22 protein-coding genes and 1 riboswitch are annotated in these 25138 nt (G+C 61.3%); of the genes, 9 read left to right on the top strand and 13 right to left on the bottom strand.

What is annotated here, in order from left to right:
• Positions 1-66: 66 nt before the first annotated feature.
• Positions 67-1917, bottom strand: a complete 1851-nt coding sequence (locus tag CK910_RS01950) for a M3 family metallopeptidase (protein WP_098980820.1) — start codon at positions 1915-1917, stop codon at positions 67-69.
• Between the two features lie 294 nt (positions 1918-2211).
• On the opposite strand from CK910_RS01950, the gene CK910_RS01955 reads away from it, so the two are divergent.
• From CK910_RS01955 to CK910_RS01965, 3 genes are all read left to right on the top strand, one after another.
• On the top strand, positions 2212-3906 hold the full coding sequence (locus CK910_RS01955; RefSeq protein WP_098980821.1) for a methyl-accepting chemotaxis protein: 1695 nt from the start codon (positions 2212-2214) through the stop codon (positions 3904-3906).
• Positions 3907-4170: 264 nt separating this feature from the next.
• Positions 4171-4256: riboswitch (cyclic di-GMP riboswitch) on the top strand.
• Between the two features lie 66 nt (positions 4257-4322).
• A complete protein-coding gene (gene gbpA / locus CK910_RS01960; RefSeq protein WP_098980822.1) occupies positions 4323-5744 on the top strand; it encodes an N-acetylglucosamine-binding protein GbpA in 1422 nt (473 codons plus the stop codon).
• A 107-nt stretch (positions 5745-5851) separates the two neighbouring features.
• Positions 5852-6382 (top strand): cytochrome b, encoded by a 531-nt coding sequence (locus CK910_RS01965; protein ID WP_098980823.1) that lies wholly within the window; start codon positions 5852-5854, stop codon positions 6380-6382.
• Between the two features lie 96 nt (positions 6383-6478).
• Here CK910_RS01965 and cbl read toward each other — a convergent pair whose 3' ends face one another.
• The 6 genes from cbl to CK910_RS01995 form a co-directional block, all read right to left on the bottom strand.
• Complete coding sequence (gene cbl, locus CK910_RS01970; RefSeq protein ID WP_098980824.1) at positions 6479-7426, bottom strand: HTH-type transcriptional regulator Cbl; 948 nt, start codon at positions 7424-7426, stop codon at positions 6479-6481.
• A gap of 165 nt (positions 7427-7591) precedes the next feature.
• Positions 7592-8662, bottom strand: a complete 1071-nt coding sequence (locus CK910_RS01975; protein ID WP_043141048.1) for a sulfate/molybdate ABC transporter ATP-binding protein — start codon at positions 8660-8662, stop codon at positions 7592-7594.
• Positions 8663-8814: 152 nt separating this feature from the next.
• The gene (gene cysW, locus CK910_RS01980; RefSeq protein ID WP_098980825.1) at positions 8815-9708 is read right to left on the bottom strand and encodes a sulfate ABC transporter permease subunit CysW; all 894 of its coding nucleotides are present in this window, start codon (positions 9706-9708) and stop codon (positions 8815-8817) included.
• A gap of 157 nt (positions 9709-9865) precedes the next feature.
• Positions 9866-10705 (bottom strand): sulfate ABC transporter permease subunit CysT, encoded by an 840-nt coding sequence (gene cysT, locus CK910_RS01985; protein WP_172955206.1) that lies wholly within the window; start codon positions 10703-10705, stop codon positions 9866-9868.
• 278 nt (positions 10706-10983) lie between these two features.
• Positions 10984-11559: an RBBP9/YdeN family alpha/beta hydrolase gene (locus CK910_RS01990; protein ID WP_098980826.1), complete on the bottom strand. Its 576-nt coding sequence runs from the start codon at positions 11557-11559 to the stop codon at positions 10984-10986.
• A gap of 68 nt (positions 11560-11627) precedes the next feature.
• A complete protein-coding gene (locus CK910_RS01995) occupies positions 11628-12629 on the bottom strand; it encodes a sulfate ABC transporter substrate-binding protein (protein ID WP_098980827.1) in 1002 nt (333 codons plus the stop codon).
• Between the two features lie 210 nt (positions 12630-12839).
• Here CK910_RS01995 and CK910_RS02000 point away from each other — a divergent pair, with 210 nt between their 5' ends.
• The 6 genes from CK910_RS02000 (at position 12840) to CK910_RS02025 (ending at position 18267) form a co-directional block, all read left to right on the top strand.
• Positions 12840-14102 carry an MgtC/SapB family protein gene (locus tag CK910_RS02000; RefSeq protein WP_043557462.1) on the top strand — a complete coding sequence of 421 codons (1263 nt, stop codon included), beginning with the start codon at positions 12840-12842 and terminating at the stop codon, positions 14100-14102.
• Positions 14103-14181: 79 nt separating this feature from the next.
• Positions 14182-14772 carry a sugar O-acetyltransferase gene (locus CK910_RS02005; RefSeq protein WP_098980828.1) on the top strand — a complete coding sequence of 197 codons (591 nt, stop codon included), beginning with the start codon at positions 14182-14184 and terminating at the stop codon, positions 14770-14772.
• On the top strand, positions 14769-15110 hold the full coding sequence (locus tag CK910_RS02010; protein ID WP_098980829.1) for a DUF1294 domain-containing protein: 342 nt from the start codon (positions 14769-14771) through the stop codon (positions 15108-15110). Before CK910_RS02005 ends, CK910_RS02010 begins: the two co-directional genes overlap by 4 nt.
• 184 nt (positions 15111-15294) lie before the next feature.
• A complete protein-coding gene (locus CK910_RS02015) occupies positions 15295-15507 on the top strand; it encodes a hypothetical protein (protein ID WP_098980830.1) in 213 nt (70 codons plus the stop codon).
• 202 nt (positions 15508-15709) lie between these two features.
• Positions 15710-16171, top strand: coding sequence for a hypothetical protein (locus tag CK910_RS02020; RefSeq protein WP_098980831.1), 462 nt, complete (start codon positions 15710-15712; stop codon positions 16169-16171).
• Between the two features lie 137 nt (positions 16172-16308).
• Positions 16309-18267 (top strand): acyltransferase family protein, encoded by a 1959-nt coding sequence (locus CK910_RS02025; RefSeq protein WP_098980832.1) that lies wholly within the window; start codon positions 16309-16311, stop codon positions 18265-18267.
• A gap of 117 nt (positions 18268-18384) precedes the next feature.
• On the opposite strand, the gene CK910_RS02030 is transcribed toward CK910_RS02025, so the two are convergent.
• From CK910_RS02030 to argC, 6 genes are all read right to left on the bottom strand, one after another.
• Positions 18385-19020, bottom strand: coding sequence for an FMN-binding negative transcriptional regulator (locus CK910_RS02030; RefSeq protein WP_098980833.1), 636 nt, complete (start codon positions 19018-19020; stop codon positions 18385-18387).
• Between the two features lie 127 nt (positions 19021-19147).
• The gene (gene argH, locus CK910_RS02035; protein ID WP_098980834.1) at positions 19148-20530 is read right to left on the bottom strand and encodes an argininosuccinate lyase; all 1383 of its coding nucleotides are present in this window, start codon (positions 20528-20530) and stop codon (positions 19148-19150) included.
• A gap of 396 nt (positions 20531-20926) precedes the next feature.
• On the bottom strand, positions 20927-22162 hold the full coding sequence (locus CK910_RS02040) for an argininosuccinate synthase (protein WP_042643720.1): 1236 nt from the start codon (positions 22160-22162) through the stop codon (positions 20927-20929).
• Between the two features lie 57 nt (positions 22163-22219).
• A complete protein-coding gene (locus CK910_RS02045; protein WP_098980835.1) occupies positions 22220-23137 on the bottom strand; it encodes an ornithine carbamoyltransferase in 918 nt (305 codons plus the stop codon).
• 24 nt (positions 23138-23161) lie between these two features.
• Positions 23162-23941 carry an acetylglutamate kinase gene (argB, locus tag CK910_RS02050; protein WP_043142293.1) on the bottom strand — a complete coding sequence of 260 codons (780 nt, stop codon included), beginning with the start codon at positions 23939-23941 and terminating at the stop codon, positions 23162-23164.
• 23 nt (positions 23942-23964) lie between these two features.
• Entirely contained in the window at positions 23965-24972 is a 1008-nt protein-coding gene (gene argC / locus CK910_RS02055) for an N-acetyl-gamma-glutamyl-phosphate reductase (RefSeq protein ID WP_098980836.1), read from the bottom strand.
• Positions 24973-25138: the final 166 nt, after the last annotated feature.

The following is a 25138-nucleotide window of genomic DNA, read 5'->3' on the forward strand; positions in this document are numbered from 1 at the left end:
TGACCCGCTCGTCATATAAAGAGAGAGCCCTGCCAATTGGCAGGGCTCTTTTGCAGCCGGGGTTTTCTAACCCAGGGTGGCGGGCTCGGTCTCGCCATGGCGCCGGATCCAGGCCTCGAAGTCGGCCAGCATGGCCGCCTCCGACTGGCTGTTGTCGGCGACCAGCAGATCCCCGTGCACCACCCGAATTCGGGCATTGAGCGGCGTGCCCTCGCCTGCCGGCGGCCGCTGCTGCGCCGCCGTCATGCAGGCTTCGGCCTGCGCCCAGGCGTCAGCCACGCTCAGGTTGCATGCCCGTGCCAGCGGCGCGGCACTGAAGCCCTCGCCGGTGAGGCTCTGCAGCGTCTGGTCGTGGGTCATGCCGTTGCCCGGCCCCCAGTAGTGGGCGGCCAGATCCGGCCCGATGCGCGGGTTGTCGGTGAGATAGCCGTCACGCCTGAGGAAGTAGGCGCGGGTCTGCTCCACCGCCATCAGCGCCAGCAGATAGCCGTGGTAGGCACAGGCCGACTCCTGATTGAGCAGGTGCGGGATGGCCAGCAGCGGACGCGGGCTCTCAGTCCCCAGGATCTTGCGCTCCCACTGACGGGCCAGCGCCAGCACGGCGGCCGGGGTGCGATCGCCATCGGCCATGGCGTAGAGATCCCGCTCGAAGTAGGAGACCAGCGCTATCTGGCGCTCGTTGAAGGCCCGAAATGGCTGGCGCGCCTCTATCATGGCCTTGATGAGCGAATCGGGGATCGCCTCCCCCACGGCGTTTCTGGCATAGCGCTTGAGCCAGTCGGCATCGTCCAACAGGCTGTCGCAGAACATGGACTGGGTCTCGGCATAGGCCATGGAGGTGGGCGGAAACTCCTGAGAGAAGCAGGGGGCGTTGCCGGTCACGTTGGCGAAGTGCGCGGCGTGGCCCCCCTCGTGGAACAGGGTGTTGAGGCCGCTCCAGCCGCTGCCGACCTGAGCCGGATCCGCCAGGCTGGTGAAGTTGACCACGGCGGGCACCCACTGGCCCTCCTGCCAGAAGCTCGGCACCGGACCGTGGCAGAAGCCGTTCTCGTATTTCCCCTCCCGGGTCAGCAGATCCAGGGTGAGGGTCGCGTCCCGGTACTGGATGCCGAGCCGGCGGAAGCTCTCGACCCAGTCCTTCAGCGCCCGTGAAAACGGCACATAAGGGTCGAGCTGGCGGGTCACGTCGCCGCTCACGCTGTAGCGCAGGTTGTGGGGCAGCAGCGCCGCCTCCCCCTTGGCCGCCTTGAGTTCCGCCAGGCTCTGGTGCACCCGCTGTTCGGTGCGGGCGATGAAGTCATCCAGCACGCCGAACAGCTGCGCCGGACTCATCTGCTCGTTCTTGCGCACCTTGTAATCGAAATAGTCGCGATAGCCCATGGCGCGGGCGAAGCGGTTGCGAAGCCGAACTATCTCCAGATAGCCGTTGTCGACCACCCACTGCTCCAGGGTATGGAACATGGCGAGCGCGCTCTGGCGCACCGCTTCATCGGCGCTGGCAGCCAGTGCCGTGCTGGCGGCGGGCAGGCTGCCGGCCACCTGGCGGCCCTGCTCGTCCAGCAGGCTGAGCTTGAGCTCCCGGCGACGAGCGAACAGCGCCGCCTCGGCGGCCACCAGCTCGTCCATCAAGGCCGCGGCCTGAGGATCCTCGATGACGTTGCATTCGAAGAAGGCGATCCAGCCCCCCAGACCCCGCTTGAGTTCCGTCTCCTCGGCCAGGGCCTGCATCTCCCGCAGTACCGGCAGGCGCGCAGGATCGGCACAGAAGGCCTTGTAGGCCTGCTCGGCGGCGGTGAAGCCGGCCTGATCGTCGCTGGTGCCCATGTAGGTGGACCAGAACAGGTCCTCCTTGCGCCTGTGTACCTGCAGGTAGTCGGCGTTGAGCTGGTTCAAGTAATTCCTGGCAATGGAACTCATAAATTCCCTCTTGTTATGGGGCTGCCCCCCGGGGCGCCCACTCCTTTTTTGGTGAAATGCCAACTCATTCACATTTTCTGCAAATTGTACGGCAAATGGTGCGCCGGGATGCGCACGACCACGCTACCAAAAGCGAGGGTTTCTGTCTGCTGGCTATACTGGTTGTCAAAATACTCAATTAGCGTTTAGTGACCACAAGTTATTGAAAGTTAATTAAATGTTAATAATGAAATAATCAGGTCCATCGTCATGACTGGCCACCACCAGACCCGCACGGGAAAGAAGGAAGAGATTATGTTCAAGCTCGGTGATATCGCCGTGAGCCGCAAATTGATGCTGCTGCTCTCACTGGCACTGGTCGGCTTCATCGCACTGCTGCTCATCTCGGCCAGTGCCTTGAATCGCAATCTGATGAGTGAGCGGGAGGCACGGCTACAGGCCGTGCTGGATCTCGCCATGAGCCGGATCCAGGCCCTCGCTACCACACTGCCCGCCCCCCAGGCCCAGGCCGAAGCCAAGGCCATGCTCAACAGCATGCGCTTCGATGGCGACAACTATCTGTTCGTGATCGATGAGACCCGCCACGTGGTGGTACACCCCACCAAGCCTGAGCTGGTTGGTCAGCAGATGGGACAGAGCGGCGCAACCGCCGGGGCGCACTGGCAACGCATGGTGGATCTTGGCAAGGGGGGCCAGCATGGCCGGCTGGAATATCAATGGATTACCCCCACGGGTGAGGCGGCCCAGAAGATGTCGCTGGTGGCGGGTTACCAGCCCTGGGGCTGGATCCTGGGATCCGGCGTGCTGCTGCAGGACATAGAGGCCACCATCTGGTCCCAGTACCAGCTGATGGGGGGCGCCACCCTGCTGGTGATCCTGCTGATGGGGCTGCTGGGGTTTGCCATCAGCCGCTCCATCGTCAATCCGCTGGCCGAGATCAAACGCGCCATGCAGCAGGTGGCGGCCGGGGATCTGGTGGTCAGCATACCGATACACGGCAAGGATGAGCTGGGGGTCGTCGCCACCTGCACCAACCAGGGGCTAGATGCCATTCGCCATGCCCTGCTGGAGGCCAGCCAGGGTGCCCGCAACGTGGCGGATGCCGCCCTGCGCATCGCCGCCTCCGCCGAGCAGACCAATCAGGCGGTCAACAGCCAGCGGGATCAGCTGGCTCAGCTCGCCACCGCCATGAACGAGATGAGCGCGACCATCTCGGATGTGGCGGGCCACGCGGAAAATACCGCCCGCGATACCCAGGATGCCACCAGCGAGGCCGGGCTCGGCAACCGGGACGTGCATGCCAGCGTGCACGGCATACAGGCGCTGGCCACCGAGGTGGAGCAGGCCACGCTGCAGGTCAATCAGCTCAAGGAGGGGGTGATGCAGATAAGCGAGGTGACCGCCGTCATCAGCGCCATCTCGGAGCAAACCAACCTGCTGGCCCTCAACGCCGCCATAGAGGCGGCCCGCGCCGGGGAGCAGGGCCGCGGGTTTGCGGTAGTGGCCGACGAGGTGCGCCAGCTGGCGAGCCGTACCCGCCAGTCCACCGAGGAGATCCAGAGCACCATAGCCCAGCTGCAACAGCGGGCCGTCACCGCCGCCAGCGCCATGGATGCCAGCCGCAAGCTGGCGGAGAGCAGCGTCAGCCAGTCGGAGAAGGCGGGGCAGGATCTCTCCCTCATCGTCAACCACATCCAGCACGTGAGCGACATGGCGACCCAGATAGCCACAGCCGCCGAACAGCAGAGCATGGTGGCCGAGGACATGAACCGCAACGTCAGCGGCATCAACGACTCGGCGCTGGAGATGTCCCAGTCCGCCTCGCAACTGGCCCGGGAGAGCGAGCTGCTGGCCGGCCTATCCCGCAGCCTGGACGAGCGGCTGGCGGTGTTCAAGCTCGGCAGCGCCATCGACCAGCAGCTGGAACAGCGGCTGGCACCGCTGCATCGGCAGAGCCATCAGGCCGAACGCCCCCGCGCTCGCCACTGATCCGTCCCGCCCTGTCGCAACGACCATTCCTGCCAGCAAAGCTGGCAGGAATTTTTTATTGATAAAAAATGTCATATTTTTGCATTTTATCGACGTGATTAACGATATTCGGTAAGGCGCGTAGATTAAATATACATTTAAAAACATTAAGTTAAGTGTTTGCTCTACTCCGATGAGGTCAGGCTGCAAACATTTACACTTAATTATTTAATCAAAACTAGTCATGATGGTGTCGTCGTCAAACGCGACACCATGACCCTTTATGTAGTCATTTGGCAAACTGGTTGAAAGGCCAGGACGCAAAGCCTCCGGTCTAAAGACACGTCGTCCAGGATAGCGGGGTTGCCACACGCAAGTGTGTATCGGGGAACTCCCCTGCCAACTTGACTGCCCACATCTATCGAACAGAGGAATGTATGGCAGCAAAAATCCAACTCAATCACGTCGCGGCGGCGCTGGCGCTGCTGGCCAGTGGCGGCGTGCTCGCCCACGGCTACATCAGCCAGCCCGAGAGTCGCAACTACCTGTGCAACACGGGCGGCAACAGCCAGTGTGGTGCTGTGCAGTATGAGCCCCAGAGCGTGGAAGGCCCCTCCGGCTTCCCGCAATCCGGCCCCCAGGATGGTCAGATAGCCTCGGCGGGCAGCTCCCGCTGGAGCGAGCTGAATGCCCAGACCAGCGATCGCTGGACCCGCCGGGAAGTGCAGGCAGGCCCCTTCGCCATCAGCTGGACCTTCACCGCCAACCACGTGACCCGCAACTGGCGTTACTACCTTACCAAGCAGGACTGGAATCCGAACCAGCCGCTGACCCGCGCCGCCTTCGATCTCACCCCCTTCTGCGTGGTGGATGGCAACATGGTGCAGCCGCCCAAGCAGGTCACTCACCAGTGCACCCTGCCAGAGCGCACCGGCTATCAGCTGATCCTCGGCGTGTGGGAAGTGGGGGATACCAGCAACAGCTTCTACAACCTGATCGATGCCAACTTCAAGAGTGGCACCCAGCCACCGCTGAACTGGAGCCAGGGCGGCACCATCTATCCCTCCACCGATCTGGCGGCCGGTGACAAGGCCAGAACCCTGGTATTCGACGCCAATGGCGTGCGTCCCGATCTGCAGACCGAGCTGACCATCACCACCACGGAGCAGGGCCAGAAGAACAACTGGGCTCATGCCCTGGCCAGCAAGATCAATGCAGAGCAGAGCCAGATCCGCGCCGGTCAGCAGAACGCCGACGGCCAGTTCAACCCCGTCTACGGCCAGAACCCCGTTTACCTGAAGGCAGGCAGCGCGCTGGAGCGGGTCGAGGTCCAGCTCGAACAGCTGCAACCGCCGGTGGGCAACGACATCAGCGTGAGCGGTCTGGAGAGCGAATACCTGCTCGACAACGGCAAGGTCACCCTGAACTTCACCGTCACGGCGCAAGGGGATCTCGCGGTCACCAACACCCTGTATGACCACGGTGGCGTGGCCAAAGGCCAGTCCTCCGCCGACATCAAGGACAGCAGCCAGAGCTTCACCATGCCGCTGACCGGGCTCAGCGCCGGTCATCATCAGCTGGTGATCGAAGGCAAGCCGAAGGCCGGTGGCGAAGCTCTGCAGCAGACCCTGGATCTGATGCTCAAGGATCCGTCCGCTGGTGACTACCAGTTCAGCTTCCCGGAGGGGCTCAAGTCCTACACCAACGGCACCAAGGTGCTGCAGCCCAAAAACGGCAAGGTCTATCAGTGCAAGCCCTTCCCCTACAGTGGCTGGTGCACCATCTGGTCGAGCACAACGACCCAGTATGAGCCCGGCGTGGGTTCCAACTGGCAGGATGCCTGGACCCAAGTGAACTGAACCCGCAACACCTGAGCAGAAGAGGCCCGAGCGGCCTCTTTTTTTGCGCCTGTTATCCGGGATCCCGCTGCCCTGGGCACCGCGAGATCCCCCATCGGACCAACACTATGACGAAAAACTACTATGACCCTCTGAGTCGCCTGCTGCACTGGCTGATGGCTGTCGTCATTCTCTACGCCACCCTGGCCGGTTACCTGATGCACCTGGTGATCGACAGCCACCCCCGGCTGTTTCAGTTTCTGTCGGTGCTGAACATGTCGATGGCCACCCTGATCACCCCGCTCTTCCTGCTGCGCTGGGGCTGGCAACATCTGAGGCATCCGTTGCCCGAGAACGGGGCCGACCATCATAATGGGTGGGTCAAGCTGGCCCATGCCCTGCTCTACGGGCTGATGTTCGCCGTGTTGCTGAGCGGTTTCCTGATGCTGGAGCGGGGTTATCCCCTGTTCTGGCTCTACCCGATCGCCAACCCCATCAACACTCCCGAGATCAACCGCTTCTTCTTCGACGTTCATCGCCTCGCTTGCCTGTCGCTGGCCACCCTGGTCATGCTGCACGTGGTCGCGGCCCTGTATCACCACAGGATCAAGGGCGATCGCACCCTCTACCGCATGCTGGGGCCCCACACCGGCAAATAGGCAGACGGCGCTTCGCCGCAGAGGCGGGCTTTCCATCGATAGACAGATAAAAAACAGGGAGCCCATGGCTCCCTGTTTTTTATCTCGCAGCAGGACTCAGATCTGGAAGTCGAGGACCGGCTCGCCGCCCATGGCGCGGGCCTGGATGTCTGCCAGCGCCAGCTCGGGGTTGCAGAGCTGGATGAACTGCCAGGCGAAGTTGTGCTGGAACTGCCCCTGCTTGAGGCCGATCCAGGCGGTGTGCGGCGCAAACAGCCGGCTGCCGTCGAGCTGCACCAGCCCCTTGTCGCGCTGGGTGTCGAACGCCATGTCCGCCAGTATGCCGACCCCCATCTCCAGTTCGACATAGGTCTTGATGACGTCGGAATCCTGGGCGGTCAGCAGGATCTGCGGCGCGATTCCCGCCTCGGCAAACGCCTCATCCACCCGTGCCCGCCCGGTCAGTCCGGCCTGATAGGTGATGATGGGCCAGTTCGCCAGCGCAGCCAGGGTCAGCTCCCGCTCGGCGGTGAGGGGATGCTGCTCGGGCACCACTATGTTGTGGTGCCAGCGGTAGTAGGGAAACGCCACCACGCCTTCGCTCTTGTCAAGCTGCTCGCTGCTGATGCCGATATCCACCTCGCCGGTCTGCACCAGCCGCACTATCTCCTCCGGGCTGCCCTGGCGCAGCTCCAGCTGCACCTGCGGGAACTGCTCGCGAAACGCCTTCACCACCCTCGGCAGGGCGTAACGGGCCTGGGTGTGAGTGGTCGCCACCAGCAGCCGGCCCGACTCGCGGTTGGCAAAGGTGCTGGCCAGCTTGCGGATGTTGTTGGCGTCGTTGAGGATGCGCTCGGCGATCACCAGCAACTCCTTGCCCGGCTCCGTCATGCCGAGCAGCCGTTTGCCGTAGCGGATGAACAGCTCTATCCCCAGCTCCTCTTCCAGCTCGCGGATATGGCGGCTGACCCCGGACTGGGAAGTGAACAGGGCATTGGCGACCTCGGTCAGGTTGTAATCCCGCCGCGCCGCTTCCCGGATAATACGTAACTGCTGAAAATTCACGTCATCGCCTCCTGCGCTGACTGGCCGGTCGGGGTTACCCGCCGCCGTTTTCTTGTTATCTGCCTGGCCGGACTCCTCATCGAGTCCGGCAACGGCCTGACACCCTTGTATCCCAGGCGGGCTCACTCCGCCATCCTATCTGTTCATTTCAAGCGGCGATGGCCGTCAGATCTGGTAGTCCGGATAGAGTTGAGCCTGTTTGGCGACCAGTCGCACCCCCTGCCCCGGCGTGAAGGCTTTGGCCGCCTCCTTGCTCAGTTCGGCCTCAAAGTGTGCACCGTTTGTATCCCCATTGCCACGCAGTTCCACCCGGATGCGCGGCCCCATGGGCAGCAGACGGGTGATGGTGGCGCTGATCCCGCCGGGCGCATCCGCCGGCAGTATCTCCAGCTCGTGGGGGCGCACATAGGCGATGGCCGCACTGCCCTGAGCCAGCTGATGGGAGCTGATGGGACCGCCCAGCAGCTGCTCGCCGATGCCAAAGCCCTGCTCCGCCACCCGGCCGCGAAACAGGTTCACGCTGCCGAGGAAACTGTGGACGAAGGAGCTGGCGGGATGGTCATAGACCTCGGCCGGGGTGCCTATCTGCTCGACCCGGCCGGCGTTCATCAGCACCACCCGATCCGCCACCTCCAGCGCCTCCTCCTGATCGTGAGTCACGAACAGGCTGGTGACGTGCAGCTCGTCGTGCAATTCGCGCAGCCAGCGGCGCAGCTCCTTGCGCACCTGGGCATCGAGGGCGCCGAAAGGCTCGTCCAGCAGCAGCACCTTGGGCTGCACCGCCAATGCGCGGGCCAGGGCGACCCGCTGGCGCTGGCCACCGGAGAGCTGGGTCGGATAGCGCTCGGCCACGTGGCTGAGCTGCACCAGATCCAGCAGCTCCTTGACCCGGGCGCGGATGGTCGCCTCGGCCGGACGCTCGCTGCGCGGCTTGACCCGCAGGCCGAACGCCACGTTCTCGAACACCGTCATGTGGCGAAACAGGGCGTAGTGCTGGAACACGAAGCCGACGTTGCGCTCGCGCACGTGCAGATCCGAGGCATCTTCCCCGCGGATGATGACGCTGCCGCTGTCGGCCTGCTCCAGCCCGGCGATGATCCGCAGCAAGGTGGTCTTGCCGCAGCCGGAGGGGCCGAGCAGGGCCACCAGCTCGCCGTCGTGAAAGTCGAGGTTGATGTCGGCCAGGGCCGCGTACTGATTGAAATGCTTGTTGAGTTGTTGAACCTGAATGCTCATGGCTGCCTCTCTGAACCGTTAAATCGGGATGGATGGCGTCTCCGAGCTGGCCAGCCCGTACGGCCGGTCCTGCTCGCCATCACACCCCAATCCATATCAATGGGGTATCCGGATCGGGCTGACCGCGCAGCCAGATCCGTGTCGCAATAACATCAATGGGACTTGGTGGGCTGCCCACGCAGCCGGGCCAGCAGGGTTTCTCCCAGCAGGGTGAAGATCCCGAACAGCGCCAGGAGGCTGGCCACCGCGAAGGCGGCACCGGTCTGGTACTCGTTGTAGAGGATCTCGATGTGCAGCGGCAGGGTATTGGTCTGGCCGCGAATATGGCCGGAGACCACGGAGACGGCACCAAACTCCCCCACGGCCCGGGCGGTACAGAGCAGCAGGCCATACATCAGACTCCAGCGGATGCCTGGCAAGGTGACCCGCCAGAACATCTGCAAACCGCTCGCCCCCAGCATGATGGCGGCTTCTTCCTCTTCCGGGCCACGCGCCTCCATCTGGGGCAGCAGCTCGCGTACCACGAAGGGCACGGTAATGAAGGTGGTCGCCAAAATGATGCCGGGTGTGGCGAAGATGACCTTGATGTCGTGCTCGCTCAGCCAGTCGCCAAACCAGCCGCGGCTGCCGAACATCAGCACGAACATCAGCCCAGCGATCACCGGCGAGACCGAGAACGGCAGATCTATGATGGTGATGAGCAGTTGCCGGCCGGGGAAGCGGAAGCGGGCTATGGCCCAGGCCGCCGCTATCCCGAACAGCAGGTTGAGGGGAACCGCGCAGAGCGTGACCAGGGCGGTCAGCCCGAGCGCACTCAGGGCATCCGGCTCGCTGATGGCGTGCCAGAAGAAGGCCAGCCCGGGTCTCAGCGCCTGAATGAAGACGGTGGCCAACGGCAGCAGCAGCAGAGCGGCAAACCAGCCCAGCCCGAGGGAGATCAGCAGCCACTTGACCCAGACGGGTTCACGGGTCACGGGGGGATGACGAACCGGGGTGGCCTTTGCCACGTCGAGGGCAAGGTCCAGGCTTGAATGTGAGGCGTTCATATGCGGCTCCCTCCGATACGGGCCCAGCTCCAGGCCTGCAGCACTTGGCTGATCGGCAATAACATCATGCTCCTGCACCGTTCAGAGATATCCGACCGGTGTTTGCCTGCGGCTTCCCCGGTATGAGGGACAGCATTCAAGCTGATGGCAAATACGTTCATATCCGGCTACCTCCTATGCGCGCCCAGCTCCAGGCCTGCAACTTGTTGATCAGCAATAACAGAATGAAAGAGATGAGCAGCATGACCACGGCGATGGCGGAGGCACCGGCATAGTCGTACTCCTCCAGGTGACTCATAATCATCAGCGGCGCTATCTCGGAAACCATGGGCAGGTTGCCGGCGATGAAGATGACTGAACCGTACTCCCCCACGGCGCGGGCAAACGCCAGCGCAAAGCCGGTGATCAGCGCAGGAACCAGGGTCGGCCACAGCACCCGCAGGAAGGTCTGCCAGCGGTCAGCCCCCAGGCTGGCGGCGGCCTCTTCCTGCTCCGTCTCGGCTTCCCGCAGCACGGGCTGCAGGGTGCGCACCACGAAGGGCAGACCGATGAAGGTGAGGGCAATCACCACCCCGATGGGGTTGTAGGCGAGCTCTATGCCAAACGGGGCGACCCACTGCCCGATCCAGCCGTTGGGGGCGAAGATGGCGCACAGGGCGATGCCGGAGACGGCGGTGGGCATGGCGAACGGCAGATCGATCAGCGCATCCACCAGCCGGCGACCGGGGAAGGTGTAACGCACCAGCACCCAGGCCAGGATCAGGCCGAACAGGCTGTTGAGCAGCGCCGCGATAAAGGCCGCCCCGAAACTCAGGCGAAAGGAGGCGAGCACCCGCGGGGAGCCTATCACCTGCCAGAACTCGGCGAGGGTGAGGTTGTTCACCGCGAACAACACCAGCGCCGAGATCGGCAGCAGCACCAGCACGCCCAGGTAGAGCAGGCTGAAGCCGAGGGTCGGGCCAAAGCCCGGCAGGACTGAGTAAGAACCAAATCGCATAACGCTTCCGTTTGTTATGAAAAACATTCGATAGAGCGATTCTGCGCATTCCAGTTAGGGGCAACAAACACCAATAATGCCTTTGCTAAGCACTTTTTTATCTAACAACGGCGGATCAGGCTTTTAGAGCCATAAAATGAAAAAAAGGTCTTTTATATAAATAAAAGACCTAAAAAATGGAGCGTCGTGCAATGTACCAAGCCATCAAAAATCAACTGTTGTGGTGTCGGGTGCTATCTCTCTCCTTGTCGGCGTATTGAACTGGATCAGCGAAAACATCAACGGAAACTGAGGGCCGCGCGCCGCTCCCACACGGCCGGCGCCGGTTCGACCACCATCTCGGCCCGCCGGTAGAGGGTGCCGAGCAGGTTGAGCCCCTGGCTCCACTCCCCATGGCCGGACTGGGCATTGATGTGGCCCACTTCGCCGGCATCGAACAGCGGCACCTGCCACTGGCGGCTCCAGTACTCGGCCCGCTCAAAACTCATCCAGGGATCGTTGCGGCTGGCCACCAGTTGGGCCGACACCTTGAGGGAACCCGCCAGCAGCTCGTCTGGCAAGCCGAAGCGGGCCGGATCCGCCGGGGCCACGATGAACAGCGAAGCCACCTTGTCGGGCTGCTGGCGCGCCGCCGTGATGACCGCCAGGGCGCCGAAGGAGTGAGCCACCAGATGGGCCCGGCCGCGCCGGCTGCGCAGCTTGCTCGCCAGCTTGGCGCTCCAGACCGTCAGGTCCGGCTTGTCCCACGGCAGGCCAACCATGCGCTGCCAGTGGGGGAAATATTGATGCCAGCGACTCTGCCAATGATCCGGCCCACTGTTGTGCAGACCGGGAACCAGGAGGATCTTGTTCATCTTGGTGCTCCTATCAGCTGGCACAGGGGCCAGTGCGGGGTGAACATGCCACAAGGAAGCGGGGCGCCTTAGCCGCCCGGCTGGTAAATCTGGTCAAACAGGCCACCCTGGGCGAAGTGTTTCTTCTGGGCCTTGTCCCAATCCCCTTCCAGATCCTTGACGGTAAACAGGGTCAGTTGCGGGAACTGGGCCGCCGTCTCCTTCAGGATCGCCGGATTGCTGGGGCGATAATGGTATTTGGCGATGATGCGCTGTCCCTCGTCGGAGTAGAGGTACTCGAGGTAGGCCTTGGCGACCGCTTCCGTGCCGTGCTTCTTGGCCACCTTGTCCACTACGGCCACCGGCGGCTCCGCCAGGATGGAGACCGACGGCACCACCAGCTCGAACTTGTCGCGGTTGCCGGGCTGATTGAGCACCAGCAGGGCTTCGTTTTCCCACGCCAGCAGCACGTCGCCGAGGCCGCGCTCGATGAAGCTGGTGGTGGCACCACGGGCGCCGGAGTCCAGCACCTTCACGTTCTTGTAGAGATCGCCGACAAACTGTTTGGCGCCCTCCTCACTGCCGCTCTTCTTCAGGGCGTAGCCCCAGGCCGCCAGGTAGTTCCAGCGCGCCCCGCCGGAGGTCTTGGGGTTCGGCGTCACTATCGCGATGTCCTTGCGCACCAGATCGCCCCAATCCTTGATCTGCTTGGGATTGTCCTTGCGCACCAGGAAGACGATGGTGGAGGTATAGGGAGAGGCGTTGTTGGCCAGCCGGCTCTGCCAGTCGGCGGCGATCAAGCCCTGCTTGGCGACGGCGTCGACATCATAGGCCAGCGCCAGCGACACCAGGTCCGCTTCCAGCCCGTCCACCACGGCACGAGCCTGCTTGCCGGAGCCACCGTGAGACTGGCTCACCACCACATCGTCACCCGTCTTGGCTTTCCACTCCTTGGCGAAGGCGCCGTTGTACTCCTGGAACAGCTCGCGAGTCGGATCGTAGGAGACGTTGAGCAGGCGGATCTCGGCGGCGTTGGCCTGGCCGAGGGCCAGCAGAGAGAGCAGGGTGAGGGCGGTCGTTCGCAGTTTCATGGTGATACTCCATATCTCGTTGGGTTGAATGCAGCATGCCGTGGGCTTGTTATGCCGAGAACCAAGAAATAACGCTTTGCTTATCTCTTTTGCTCATATCAACCCGCCGACCGGCGCCACTCGCACACTCTGTGAGCCATGCCTCCCTGCCCCCCTGTTGGCTGTGCCATCATGGGATCAAGGCCATGGCACAACGAAAAGGAAGTCGTTATGTGGATCAATGCAGACCCCGTCAATGGTGCCCTGGTGTCACTGGCCATCGGCCTCATCATAGGACTGGAGCGCGGCTGGCAGGTGCGCCAGCTGGGGGACAACCAGCGCATCGCCGGAATGCGGACCTATGGCCTCATCGGCCTGCTCGGCGGTGTCTGCGCCCTGCTGCTGCCGACCCTGGGGCCCTGGCTGCCGCTGCTCGGCCTGCTGGCGGTGGTGACGGGCTGCGGTCTCTCGGTCTGGCTGGCCCAACGCTGGCAGGGGGAGTTCGGCCTCACCAGCTCGGTGGCCATGCTGCTCACCTACCTGCTGGGGCTGATGTCCGTGCTGCTGAGCCCGAGCGAGGCGGTAGCCTGCGCCGTGCTGGCGGCCCTCTTGATGGGGCTCAAGGGCAAGATCCAGCAGGGGATGCTGTTTCTGAGCGAGACAGAATTCCACGCCACTCTGCGCTTCCTGCTCATCTCCCTGGTGCTGCTGCCGGTGCTGCCCAACGAGGAGATGGGACCCCTCGATGCCTTCAACCCCTTCAAGATCTGGCTGATGGTGGTGGTGATCGCCGGCATCTCGTTCTCGGGCCACTTCGCGGTACGCCTGCTCGGCACCCGCTCGGGACTGGTGCTCACCAGCATACTGGCGGGGCTCGCCTCCTCCACCGCCCTCACCTTGCAGTTTGCCCGCCTCAACAGGGAACAGGGCGGGCTGGAGCGGCTGCTGGCCACCGGCATACTGATGGCGGGAGCCACCATGTGGCTGCGGCTGCTGGTGCTGGTGCTGCTCATTCACAGCGAGCTGGCGATGCGCCTGGCGGCGCCCCTGCTGCTGCTGGCGGCCACCGTCTACGGCTTCGCCTTCTGGTTCTGGCGCCAGCGCGAGGAGCTGACCGATGGTCCTGTGCAGCCCCAGACCAGCAACCCGCTCGATCTCGCCACCGCCATCAAGTTCGGCCTGCTGCTGGCACTGATCGGCTTCATGGCCACCCTGCTGCAGAGCAAGGTGGGCAACTCAGGTGTCTATCTGCTGTCGCTGGTCTCGGGGATCACGGACGTGGACGCCATTACCCTGTCGCTCTCCCAACTCTCCCACAAGGAGCTGGCGCTGGAGGTGGCAGCCCGCGGCATCCTGCTCGCCGGGCTGGTCAACTCGCTGGTGAAGGGGCTGCTGGCCTTGGGGATAGGCGGCCGCAGGCTGGGGCTGAGGGTGCTGCTGCCCTACTTCGTTTCTGCCCTGCTGATCCTGCCGCTCATCTGGCCGGGCGCCTGAGGTTGCAGCAAGTGACAGCCTGACGCCGCCGGGTCGCTGGCGTATACTGGCCCCTCTTGGCACATGAGGAGAGGTGAGCATGGCAAGCGATTGGGACAAGGTACTGGCGGGCGGCGCCCTGGACAGCCAGAGCGAGGAGATAGCGAACGACCGGATCCGCGGCCAGGCGCTGCTGGCACAACTCAACGCCTCCCCGGCCGGAGATCAGCCACTGCGCCAGCGCCTGTGCGGCGAGCTGTTCGGCCACTGCCCCGACTCCTGCTGGATAAGCACCCCCTTCACCTGCGAATTCGGCCGCAATATCCACATCGGCGAGAAGACCTTCTTCAACTTCAACATCACCATACTCGACGTGGGCGAGGTACACATCGGCAACCATGTGCTGCTGGCCCCCAACGTGCAGATCTACACCGCCACCCACAGCACGGATTATCTGGAGCGGCGCAACTGGACCGCCTACAACAAGCCGGTTCACATAGGCGATGACTGCTGGATCGGCGGCGGCGCCATCATCTGCCCCGGCGTCACGATCGGGGCGCGATCCATCATAGGCGCCGGTGCCGTGGTCACCCGCGACATACCGGCGGACTCGGTGGCGGTGGGCAACCCCGCTCGCGTGATCCGCACCCTGACGCCGGATGCCCCCCGCGGCTGGGAGCTGGCACTGTGATCTGGCTGGCCCTGTTTCCCCTGCTCTGGACCGCCTGGCTTGGCCTGGTTGACGCCAACTGGTGGCCGCTGGCCATAGTCACCACAATGAGCCTGCTGACGGCGCTGGCCTATGCCCACGACAAACGGCAGGCCATTCGCGGTGGCTGGCGCATCCCCGAATCCCGCCTCCATCTGCTGGAGCTGTGCGGCGGCTGGCCCGGGGCCCTGGTGGCCCGTCACTGGCTGCGCCACAAGACCCAGAAGGGCAGCTACCGGCTGGTGTTCTGGTTTATCGTGCTGCTGCACCTCACCCTGTGGGGACTCTGGCTCGGCCGGCCCCTCTGGCAAGGGGTCTGAGGATCGCCAAGGCGCCAGCACGACGCACCGATCAACGGAGTGACGCGGCTTGCACATAGGCACACGCCTGAGCCGAGGGCTCATACTCCTCACCAGCGCGGGCATTGCGACCCCTTTCTGGGTATGAGACAACAGAGGGCCTGCAAGGCGGTTTTCTCGCGTATTTATCGACAAGGAGTCACCCATGACAATGTGGACAGGCATAGTCCTGATCGTCTTTATCAGCATGCTGTTCGGCTATCTCAGCAAACGCGCCCGCTACCAGCTGGGGGATATCCGCATCACGGATCGCCTCGGCAAACAGGATGTGCTTATCCAGGAACTGCGGGAGCGGATCGCCACTCTGGAAGCCATCGTCATCGAAGAGGAGAAGCGCCGCCCGTTCAAGAATCTGTGAACCGGCAGCGATGGCGGCAAACCGGCCAGCTTCCGGGCTGCAAGGGGTTGCCGCTTTCCCCCACACTTGCCCCTCCCCCCTACGGCCTGCAAAACTAAATTCACAACAGGATCAGCGGCCTGCCCACGACTGCTGCATTTTTCACCAAACTGGCCCAATCCCTGCTCTGTCACTGTCATCAGCCGTACCGGAGAGTGACATCATGATCGCCATCAGCACCCTGCTTCCCCTCGCCTCCCTTGCCCTCAAGCTCGGCAGCAAGCTGCTCGGCGACGGCACGCCACAGGCCAAGGCCGAGTCCCCCGTGCAGGAAGATCGCCTGGCACCCACGGTGCAGAGCCTGTTCCAGCGGCTGGGAGTTAAGGACGCCAACAGCGAGCCGAACCGCCCCGCCATCAACCACTTCATGAGCGAGTTGCTGCAGACCCTGGGTCAGGAGAACAATGGCCAGTCGCTGCCCGAGGCCATAGACACGGCCCGCAGCCAGCTGGCCAACGGCACCCAGAGCACCCGTCTCGACGCCCTGCAGAGTGAACTCGATACCCTCAAGGGCACACTGGGCAACAGCGATCTGAACCTGGATCAGCTGCTCGGCGCCTTCAAGCAGACCCTGCCCAATGGCAAGGGGGAAGGGGTTGGCAAACTGCTCAATGCCAGTGTCTGAAATGGATATGGCAAAAACAATTTTGTTTAACAAGATGACTATTTTTCGTCCAGGCACCTGAAGATGGTAGAAAGGTCTGTGGTATGATGCTGACTTTTCATGCCTGCGGTATTCCGCATTAATTCGAGTCTTGAACGATGCTAACACCTTCTATTCCTGTCCAGCCAAAGTCGTTTCGGCAGGATATTAATGGCTTAAGAGCATGGGCTGTAATAGCTGTTGTGCTGTACCATTTTGGCGTACCTGGCTTTGCCGGTGGATTTATTGGTGTTGATGTATTTTTCGTCATTTCCGGTTTTCTGATGACCCGCATTATCATTTCAGGAATGGAGCGTGGCCAGTTTTCACTGTGGGGATTTTATCTCGCTCGTGCCCGGCGAATAATCCCGGCATTACTGGTGCTATGCTCAGCCTTGCTCATACTCGGCTGGTTCTGGTTGCCTAGCGCGGATTATCATATGCTGGCAACCCACGCTGCAGCAGCAACCACTTTTGTATCAAATTTACAGTTCTGGCGCGAGGCTGGTTATTTTGATGCAGCGTCTCATGAGAAATGGCTGCTGCATACATGGTCATTATCTGTAGAGTGGCAATTTTATATTATTCTGCCACTAGGTGTGATGTTGATATGGCGCATGCTGGGTAAGCGAGGAACTCAGGTCGCATTAGGAGTTATTGGTCTGCTTTCTTTTGTTCTATCAATTTACGCTACACAGCGTTGGCCTAGTGCGGCATTTTATCTTCTACCAACCAGAGCCTGGGAAATGCTGGCCGGAGGACTGGTGTGGTGGGTGATCAGATCAAGAGCGATTCCTTCACAACAAGCCAGAATAATGGAAGCAGTCGGCTTGATCATGATTGTGATCGCCATCATATCGTTTGATGCTGCCATGGGCTGGCCTGGTGTTTATGCACTACTGCCTACAGCAGGCGCCATGCTGGTATTGGCCGCGGGTAGACAAAATTCATGGTTTACCGACAACTTCATTGCCAGACATCTGGGTGCCAGTTCATATTCAATTTATTTATGGCATTGGCCACTGGTCGTAATACTGAATTACCTTGGCGCCTCAAACAGTGCAACATTAATAATTGCAGGTATCATACTGTCAATCATCATTGGGGAATGCTCCTATCGTTTCGTTGAAAATCCTACCAGAATAGCGCTTGGTAAGCTTGGCCAGTATAAAGAGCCCCTGTTCATATGTATCCCTGCAACATTGATCATCATGAGCTCATGCGGAATATATTTATCTCAAGGTGCTAATTATCCGTGGCGTCATGGGGCCTCTTCAGCATCGTCATCATATATTGACAAGTATTCTCGCGAGAATTACCTATCATCCTCTGTAAGAGCAGAATACAGATTGGAATGTGATTTCTTTGATGATGAAAAGTATATCGCTAAAAATGGAGACATCGCAGCCTCATGTACTCAACTGCAAGGCAGTAAAAGAGGGGTGTTCCTCTGGGGTGACTCACATGCGCAAGCTTTGTCCTATGGGTTGAGACAACATTTGCAGAGCAATACTTCATTATATCAAGTTGCAACATCTGCATGCCAGCCACATCTTGGCAGTGATACGGCAACCAAAGGCGAATTCAAGATCGCATGTGATCGCTCAAATGAGTTTGCCTTGCATGAAATTGCTCGCTTGCAACCTGATGTAGTCATAATGGTACAGAAGAGTGAACATGAGAAAAACAATTACAGCGAAATTGTCGATCACCTGTACAATCTTGGTATCAAGAATGTTGTCCTGCTAGGACCAGTCCCACAATGGCAACCATCCTTACCCAGGACCATTGCACTGAGACATTTCTCCACACATGAAAAAATGTTTAATGACAATTCTTTTGACAGTTCATTATTTAATAGTGACAGAAAAATGAAAGCCACGTTTGGAGACCACCCAAAATCACATTATATTTCATTGCTGGATCATCTCTGTAATAACAGTGAATGCCTTGCCAAAGTAGATGACGACAATATGCCTTTAGTATGGGACTATGGCCATCTATCATTATCAGGTTCAGACTTCGTAGTTAAAGAAATACTGCTAAAAGATCCCGTGCTGAGCAAATATCTTCAGTAAGGGTAATCTGGCTAAATGATATTAAGACGCCCAAAACAAGAATAACCACAATACGTGCTCCAAAAACGGCAACCTCGGGGTTGCCGTTTTTTTCGGGCCGGATAGCAGGATGCAACGCTAGGGTAGTGAAGGTGGTGGACTCAGCATCGCCTCTGCCAGCGTGGTCTGCCCGCGAGCCTGCAGGGTATTGGCCGCCCCCTGCCGGTCCGCCTCCTCCTTGTTCTGGCTCAGTTTGAACTTGCCCACCAGCCCGGTTATCTCGATTTCGATGCCGACCACAGCCGCCACCCTGGCCTCGATATATTCCCTCGGCGCATCCGCCATCTTCCAGGGGGCGGGCTCAGTGGCCTCATGATGACGAGTCAGATTTGCCAGCAGGCGACGCACGAAGCGCGCATCGTCGCGCACCCGGATGCGACCATGGGCATGGACCACGGCGTAGTTCCAGGTCGGCACCTGCTGGTGATGCTCCTGCTTGCTCGGATACCAGTTGGGGGAGACGTAGCCGTCGGCAGCCTTGAAGATCACCAGCACCTCATCGCCATCCCTGGCCTCCTGCCAGAGCGGGTTGTTGCGGGCAACATGAGCGCGCAGGACGCCCTGCTCGCCACTGCCGGCGTCCAGCTCAAACGGCAAATGGTTCGCATCCAGCCCCCGCTCACCGTGGGTGATCAGAGCCCCCAGCGGGTGGGCCAGGATCAACTGGTGCAGCGTCTCGGGATCGGTAACGGCGAAATGGGGTGGCTGATACATAAGGGCTCCTTGGCCGACGGTTTGGCTTCCATGCAGAGGTCCATTCTTGCGCAATCGAGGTCGGCAGGCGATGGCACAGATATAAAAAAGAGGGCCTGAGCCCTCTTCGGTTCATCCAGCTCGGCAATTAGCCGCGCTTGGCCAGCCACTGTTCGGCGGTGGTGAGGGCCGCATCCACCAGCTCCCGGGCGACGCCGCCTTTGGCGACCCGCTTGGCCAGGGTCGCTTCCAGCTCCAGATTGGGATAGACATCCTCGCCGATGACGGGGCTGAAGCGCTGGAACTCAGGCAAAGAGAGATCTTCCAGCGGCTTCTTCACGCCGATCGCATAGACCACTGTCTCGCCGACGATATGGTGCGCCTCACGGAAAGGAATCCCCTTGGCCACCAGATAGTCTGCCAGCTCGGTGGCGTTGGCGTAGCCGCCCTGGGCCGCCGCCTTGGTGCGTTCGACGTTCACTTTCAGATCGATCAGCACCAGCGCCGCCATATCGAGGCAGTCGTGCCAGGTGTCGAGGGCATCGAACAGCCCTTCCTTGTCTTCCTGCATGTCCTTGTTGTAGGCCAGCGGCAGCGCCTTAAGGCTCATCAGCATGCCCATCTGGGCGCCAACCACCCGGCCGGTCTTGCCGCGGATCAGCTCGAGGGCGTCCGGGTTCTTCTTCTGGGGCATCAGGGAGGAACCCGAGGTCACCGCATCGGACAGCTCGACGAAGCCCGCCTCACCCGTGTTGTAGAAGATAAGGTCTTCGGCGAAACGCGACAGGTGCGCCATGGAGAGGGACGCCACGTGCATCAGCTCCACCACGTGATCCCGGTCAGAGACGGAATCCAGGCTGTTGCGGGTCGCGCCAGCGAAGCCCATGTCCAGCGCCAGCGCCTCCCGGTCGATGGCGTAAGCAGTGCCCGCCAGGGCGCCGCAGCCGAGGGGGCTGGTGTCGAGGCGCTTGAGGGCGTCCTGCAGACGGGAGTGATCCCGCTCCAGCATCTCCACATAGGCCAGCGCCCAGTGGGCGTAGGTAACCGGCTGGGCACGCTGCAAATGGGTGTAACCGGGCAGCACGGCGGCCTGATTGGCACGGGCGGAGGCCACCAGCCCCTGTTGCAGCCCGGTGATGGAGGCAAGCAGCAGCTCCCCTTGGGCCTTGCACCAGAGTTTCAGATCGGTTGCGACCTGATCGTTGCGCGAGCGGCCTGTGTGCAGCTTCTTGCCGAGATCGCCGACGGCGGCGATAAGCGCGCTCTCAACCCAGGAGTGGATGTCTTCGGCATCCGAGCTCAAGATCTGCTGGGGATCCTGCTGCACCGAAGCCAGCAGCACCTCCATCGCCTGTTGCAGCTTGCCTTGCTCATCGGCGGTCAATACACCCACCGTCACCAGCGCGCGGGCCCAGGCCATGGAGCCTTGGATATCCTGCTCCGCCAGCCGGTAATCGAACCGCAGCGAATCGTTGAACTGCTTGAACCTGCTATCGGCTCCCTGACTGAAGCGTCCACCCCAAAGTGCCATACTGCTCTCCTTGAATGCGTTGTCGGTAGGCGCCTGCGCCTGCCGTAATTGAAACCTTGCCCTGTGCTTTCCTGCACATGAGGTCTTAACGTTCTATGTTGGAATCCACGCGGCCATGGCTCTGTGCCCTCTCCCTCTGGGAGAGGGCCAGGGTGAGGGGAATGGCCAATGACCTCCCCCTCATCCCCAACCCTTCTCCCACAAGGGGAGAAGGGAGCAAAACACACCAATATCATTCGGAAACTGGCCCTGTTATCTCACAGAAGCAGCCGAGGCGCTGCCGCTCTTGTCACAGCTCACCGGTTATCCCTGTGAGAACCAGGTCGCCGCTTAGCCGCTTATAAGTGAGGGGGCCAAGCCCCCTCACCGATTTTCTGCGGCTTGAAACCTCAAGGCTTAGCCGTGGGTGTGATCACCGCCGATTGCCTGATGCTGCTCCTTCATGGCGCGGATCCGGCTGGCCAGGGTGTAGAGACGGATAAAGCCTTCGGCGTGGCTCTGGTCGTACACCTCGTCGGCGCCGAAGGTGGCGAAGTCTTCGGAGTAGAGGCTGTTCGGCGACTTCTTCTGCACCGCTGTGACCTGACCCTTGTACATCTTCAGGATCACCTCGCCGTCGAGATCTTCGGCGATGGCGTTGGCGGAGGCGACAATGGCCTTGCACAGCGGGGTGAACCAGCGACCGTCATAGACCAGGTGGGAGAACTCGGCACCCAGCTTCTCGCGCCAGGCGCGGGTCGGTCTGTCCAGTACCAGCTCTTCCACGGCGCGCAGCGCGGCGACCATGACGGTACCACCCGGGGTCTCATAGCAGCCACGGGACTTCATGCCCACCATGCGGTTTTCGGTGATGTCGATGCGGCCCACGCCGTGCTTGCCGGCACGTTCGTTCAGGGTCATCAGGATCTGGTGCGGGGTCAGCGGCTGGTCGTCGACCGCCACCACTTCACCCTGAGCCACGGTCAGCTTGACGTATTCCGGCTCGTTCGGTGCCTGCTCGGCGGAGACGGTCCACTGCCAGACCGCTTCGGACGGCTCGTTCCAGGTGCTCTCCAGCTCGCCACCCTCGGTGGAGATGTGCCAGGCGTTGGCATCGCGGCTGTAGATCTTCTTCAAAGTCGCCTTGCAGGGGATGTCGCGGGCTTCCAGATAGGCCAGCAGATCTTCACGGGAGCGCATGTCCCACAGACGCCAGGGGGCGATTACTTTCAATTGCGGGGCCAGGGCGGCCACGGCGCCTTCGAAACGCACCTGATCGTTGCCCTTGCCGGTGCAACCGTGGGAGATGGCATCGGCGCCTTCCGCCAGGGCAGCTTCCACCATGGCCTTGGCGATGATGGGACGGGCCATTGAGGTGCCGAGCAGATAGGTGCCTTCGTAGACGGCGCCCGTCTTCAGGGTCGGGTAGACGTACTCCTTGACGAACTCTTCGCGCAGATCCTTGACGATGCACTTGGTCGCGCCGGAGGCGATGGCTTTTTGCTCTATCCCTTCCAGATCGTCGCGCTCCTGGCCGACATCGGCGACGAAGGCGATGATTTCCGCGTCATAGTTCTCTTTCAGCCAGGGAATGATGGCCGAGGTATCCAGTCCGCCCGAGTAAGCCAGTACTATCTTGTTGATTCCGCTCATTTTACTTCTCTCCATGATGATTCGATAAAAGGTTGTGCTTCTGGTTCGGTTGCCGCGTTACTTGTGCCCCTGTCCAAACAGGGTCAGCAGCACGGCGTTCTGGATATGCATACGGTTCTCGGCCTCGTCCATGATGAGGGAGGCTGGGCCATCCATGACCTGGGAGGTGATCTCCAGCTCCCGGTGCGCCGGCTGGCAGTGCAGCACATGCTGGATGCCGGTGCGGTCGAGCAGGGCCTGGTTGATCTGATAAGGCATAAAGATATCTTTTACCTGCTCCATTGGCGTGTTGTCACCCATGGAGACCCAGGTATCGGTGTAAACCACGTCAAACCCTTCGATATCCCCCACGTCATCGCTGATGTGAATGGTGGCGCCGGAATCGACCGCCAGCGCCTGGGCCTGCAGGAAGATCTGGGTATCCGGGCCATGGCCCTTGGGGCAGATCAGGGTCACGTCGGTACCGAGCGTCGCCCCCAGCAGCAGCAGAGAGTGGCTGACGTTGTTGCCATCACCGAGGTAGGCGAGTTTCACCTTCGACAGATCCGCGTAGTGCTCGGCAATGGTCATAAAGTCGGCCAGCCCCTGGCAGGGGTGGTAGAGGTTGCACAGGCTATTCACCACGGGCACTGTGCCGTGCTCTGCTAATCCAACAAGCGTCTGGTGGTCGAATACCCGCGCGACTATGGCGTCACACCAGCGCGACAGGTTGGCGGCAAAGTCCTGCACCGATTCGCGCTTGCCCAGCGCACCGTTCTGTTGATCCAGATAGACGCTGTGGCCGCCGAGCCTGGCGATGCCGATGTCGAAGGTGACCCGGGTACGCAGGGAGGGCTTCTCGAACAATGTGACCACACTCTTGCCCGCCAGCGCCTGGCTGTACTTTTTAGGGTCGGCCTTGACCGATTTGCCCAGGGCGATCAGCGCCAGGATCTGGGATTTGTTCAAGTCGCTGTCTTTCAGAAGATGTTGCATCGGATGTTCCTTTTTCCGGCCGGGTTAGAGGGTGACCTGGGTGCCGACGGCACCACCGGCCAGCAGCTTGAGCAGTTGATCCGGGTAACGCCAGCTGGCCACACAGACCGGCTTGCCGAGCGTCTCGGCGGCATGCAGCGCGGCTTTCACCTTGACCGCCATGCCATCGCTGATCACCCCCTTCTCCATCAGATCCAGTGCGGTCGCCTTGTTCAGCTGCGGCACCAGCTTGCCCTTGCCATCCAGGATGCCGCTCACGTCCGACAGCATCACCAGATCGGCGCCGAGCGCCTCGGCAATGGCGGTGGCCGCCTGATCCGCGTTGACGTTCATCAGCTGGCCATCGGCCGTGATGCCGATGGAGCTCACCACCGGCAGGAAGCCCTGCCCCAGTATGCCGGTCACCAGCGCCGGGTTGCCCGGTTTGCAGTCGCCGACCGCACCGAGATCCGGGTCGAGCTGGGTTACCTGGCACAGGCCACCATCGGCGAGGCAGAGCCCCACGGCCGGAATGCCGGTGGCGATGGCCTTGGCCATCATCTGCTTGTTCGCCGTGCCAGCTAACGCCCCGGCGATAAAGGGGATCTGCTCGAACGGGGTCACCCGCAGGCCGTTCTTCTTGGTGGAAGTCAGACCCAGCCCCTTGAGCAGGTCATCCACCAGGCAGCCGCCGCCGTGCACCAGCACCAGGGGTCTGTGTTGCTCATCCAGAAAGGTTTTGAGGGTGGCGAACAGGGCGGTCAGCGCCTCGTCGTTCTCGATCAGGGCACCACCCAACTTGATTACCAGCGTCTGTTTGTCCATCGTTGCAATCCTTCCTTAAGTCCTTAAATCAGGCCGGTGGCCGGTTCAAATCCGAATTTGATATTTATGCATTGCACAGCCTGGGAGGCGGCGCCCTTGAGCAGATTGTCGATGGCGGAAACCACCACCAGCATGTTGCCCTGCTGTTGCCAGGCAATATCGCAGTAAGGGGTGCTTGCCACACCACGGATGGAGGGCATCTGGCCGGTGAGGCGCACCAGCGGCTTGCCTTCGTAAGCCTTGAGGAAGGCCTGATCCACCTGGGTCTGCTTCACGCCGTCCGCCAGCTGCACATAGATGGTGGCCAGGATGCCGCGCACATAGTTGCCGAGGTGGGGCTGGAACAGCACCTCGCAGCCCAGGTGGTGGCTGATCTCAGGCTGGTGTCTGTGGTTGAAGGTGCCGTAGGGATTCAGGCTCACTTCGCAGAAGCTGGTGTTGATGGCAGCCTTGCGACCTGCGCCGGAGACACCGGACACGGCGTTGATGATGGGCTGCCACCCCTTGGCGATGAGGCCGGCCTGCTGCAGCGGCTTGAGGGCGCACAATGAGGCGGTCGGGTAACAACCCGGCACCGCAATCAGCTGGGCGGCGGCAATGGCATCGCTGTTCCATTCCGCCAGACCGTAGGCGGCCTGATCCAGCCACTGCTCGCTCTCGTGGGTGAAGCCATAGAAGCTGTTGTAGAAACCTTGATCCTTGACCCGGAAGGCACCGGAGAGATCGAACACCGGCAGACCCTTGGCCAGGAACTTGGGCGCCAGCTCGGCACTCACCTCATGGGCGGTGGCCAGCAGCACCAGATCGGCCTGGGTCAGGATCCGGGTCATGCCATCCTCGTCCAGCGGCAGCAGCGGCTGATCCAGCGCGCCGACCCACTGGGGATGCAGGGAAGAGAAACGCTTGTGTGCATCCTGGCTGCCGGCCGACACATAGAGGCCGAACAGCTTGAGTTGAGGGTGGTTCTGGACCAGTGCGGCCAGTTCGGCTCCCGCGTAGCCACTGGCACCGACGATAACGGTGTTAAGCATTATTGAGTATTCCAAGTCAGGGTTCGAAATTCACAGCATGGTGCTGCAGATGGTGCAAGGGGTGAGGAACCGCCCCTTTGACGCAACGCGTGCGGAGGGGCAATTCAGGCGGGTGTGTGTCGTCGGTTATAGATCAGGTGACAGAACATTAACTTTCCCTTACAAC

Origin of the sequence: Aeromonas sp. CA23 (assembly GCF_002587065.1) — a bacterium.
Classification (GTDB): Bacteria; Pseudomonadota; Gammaproteobacteria; order Enterobacterales; family Aeromonadaceae; genus Aeromonas; species Aeromonas bestiarum.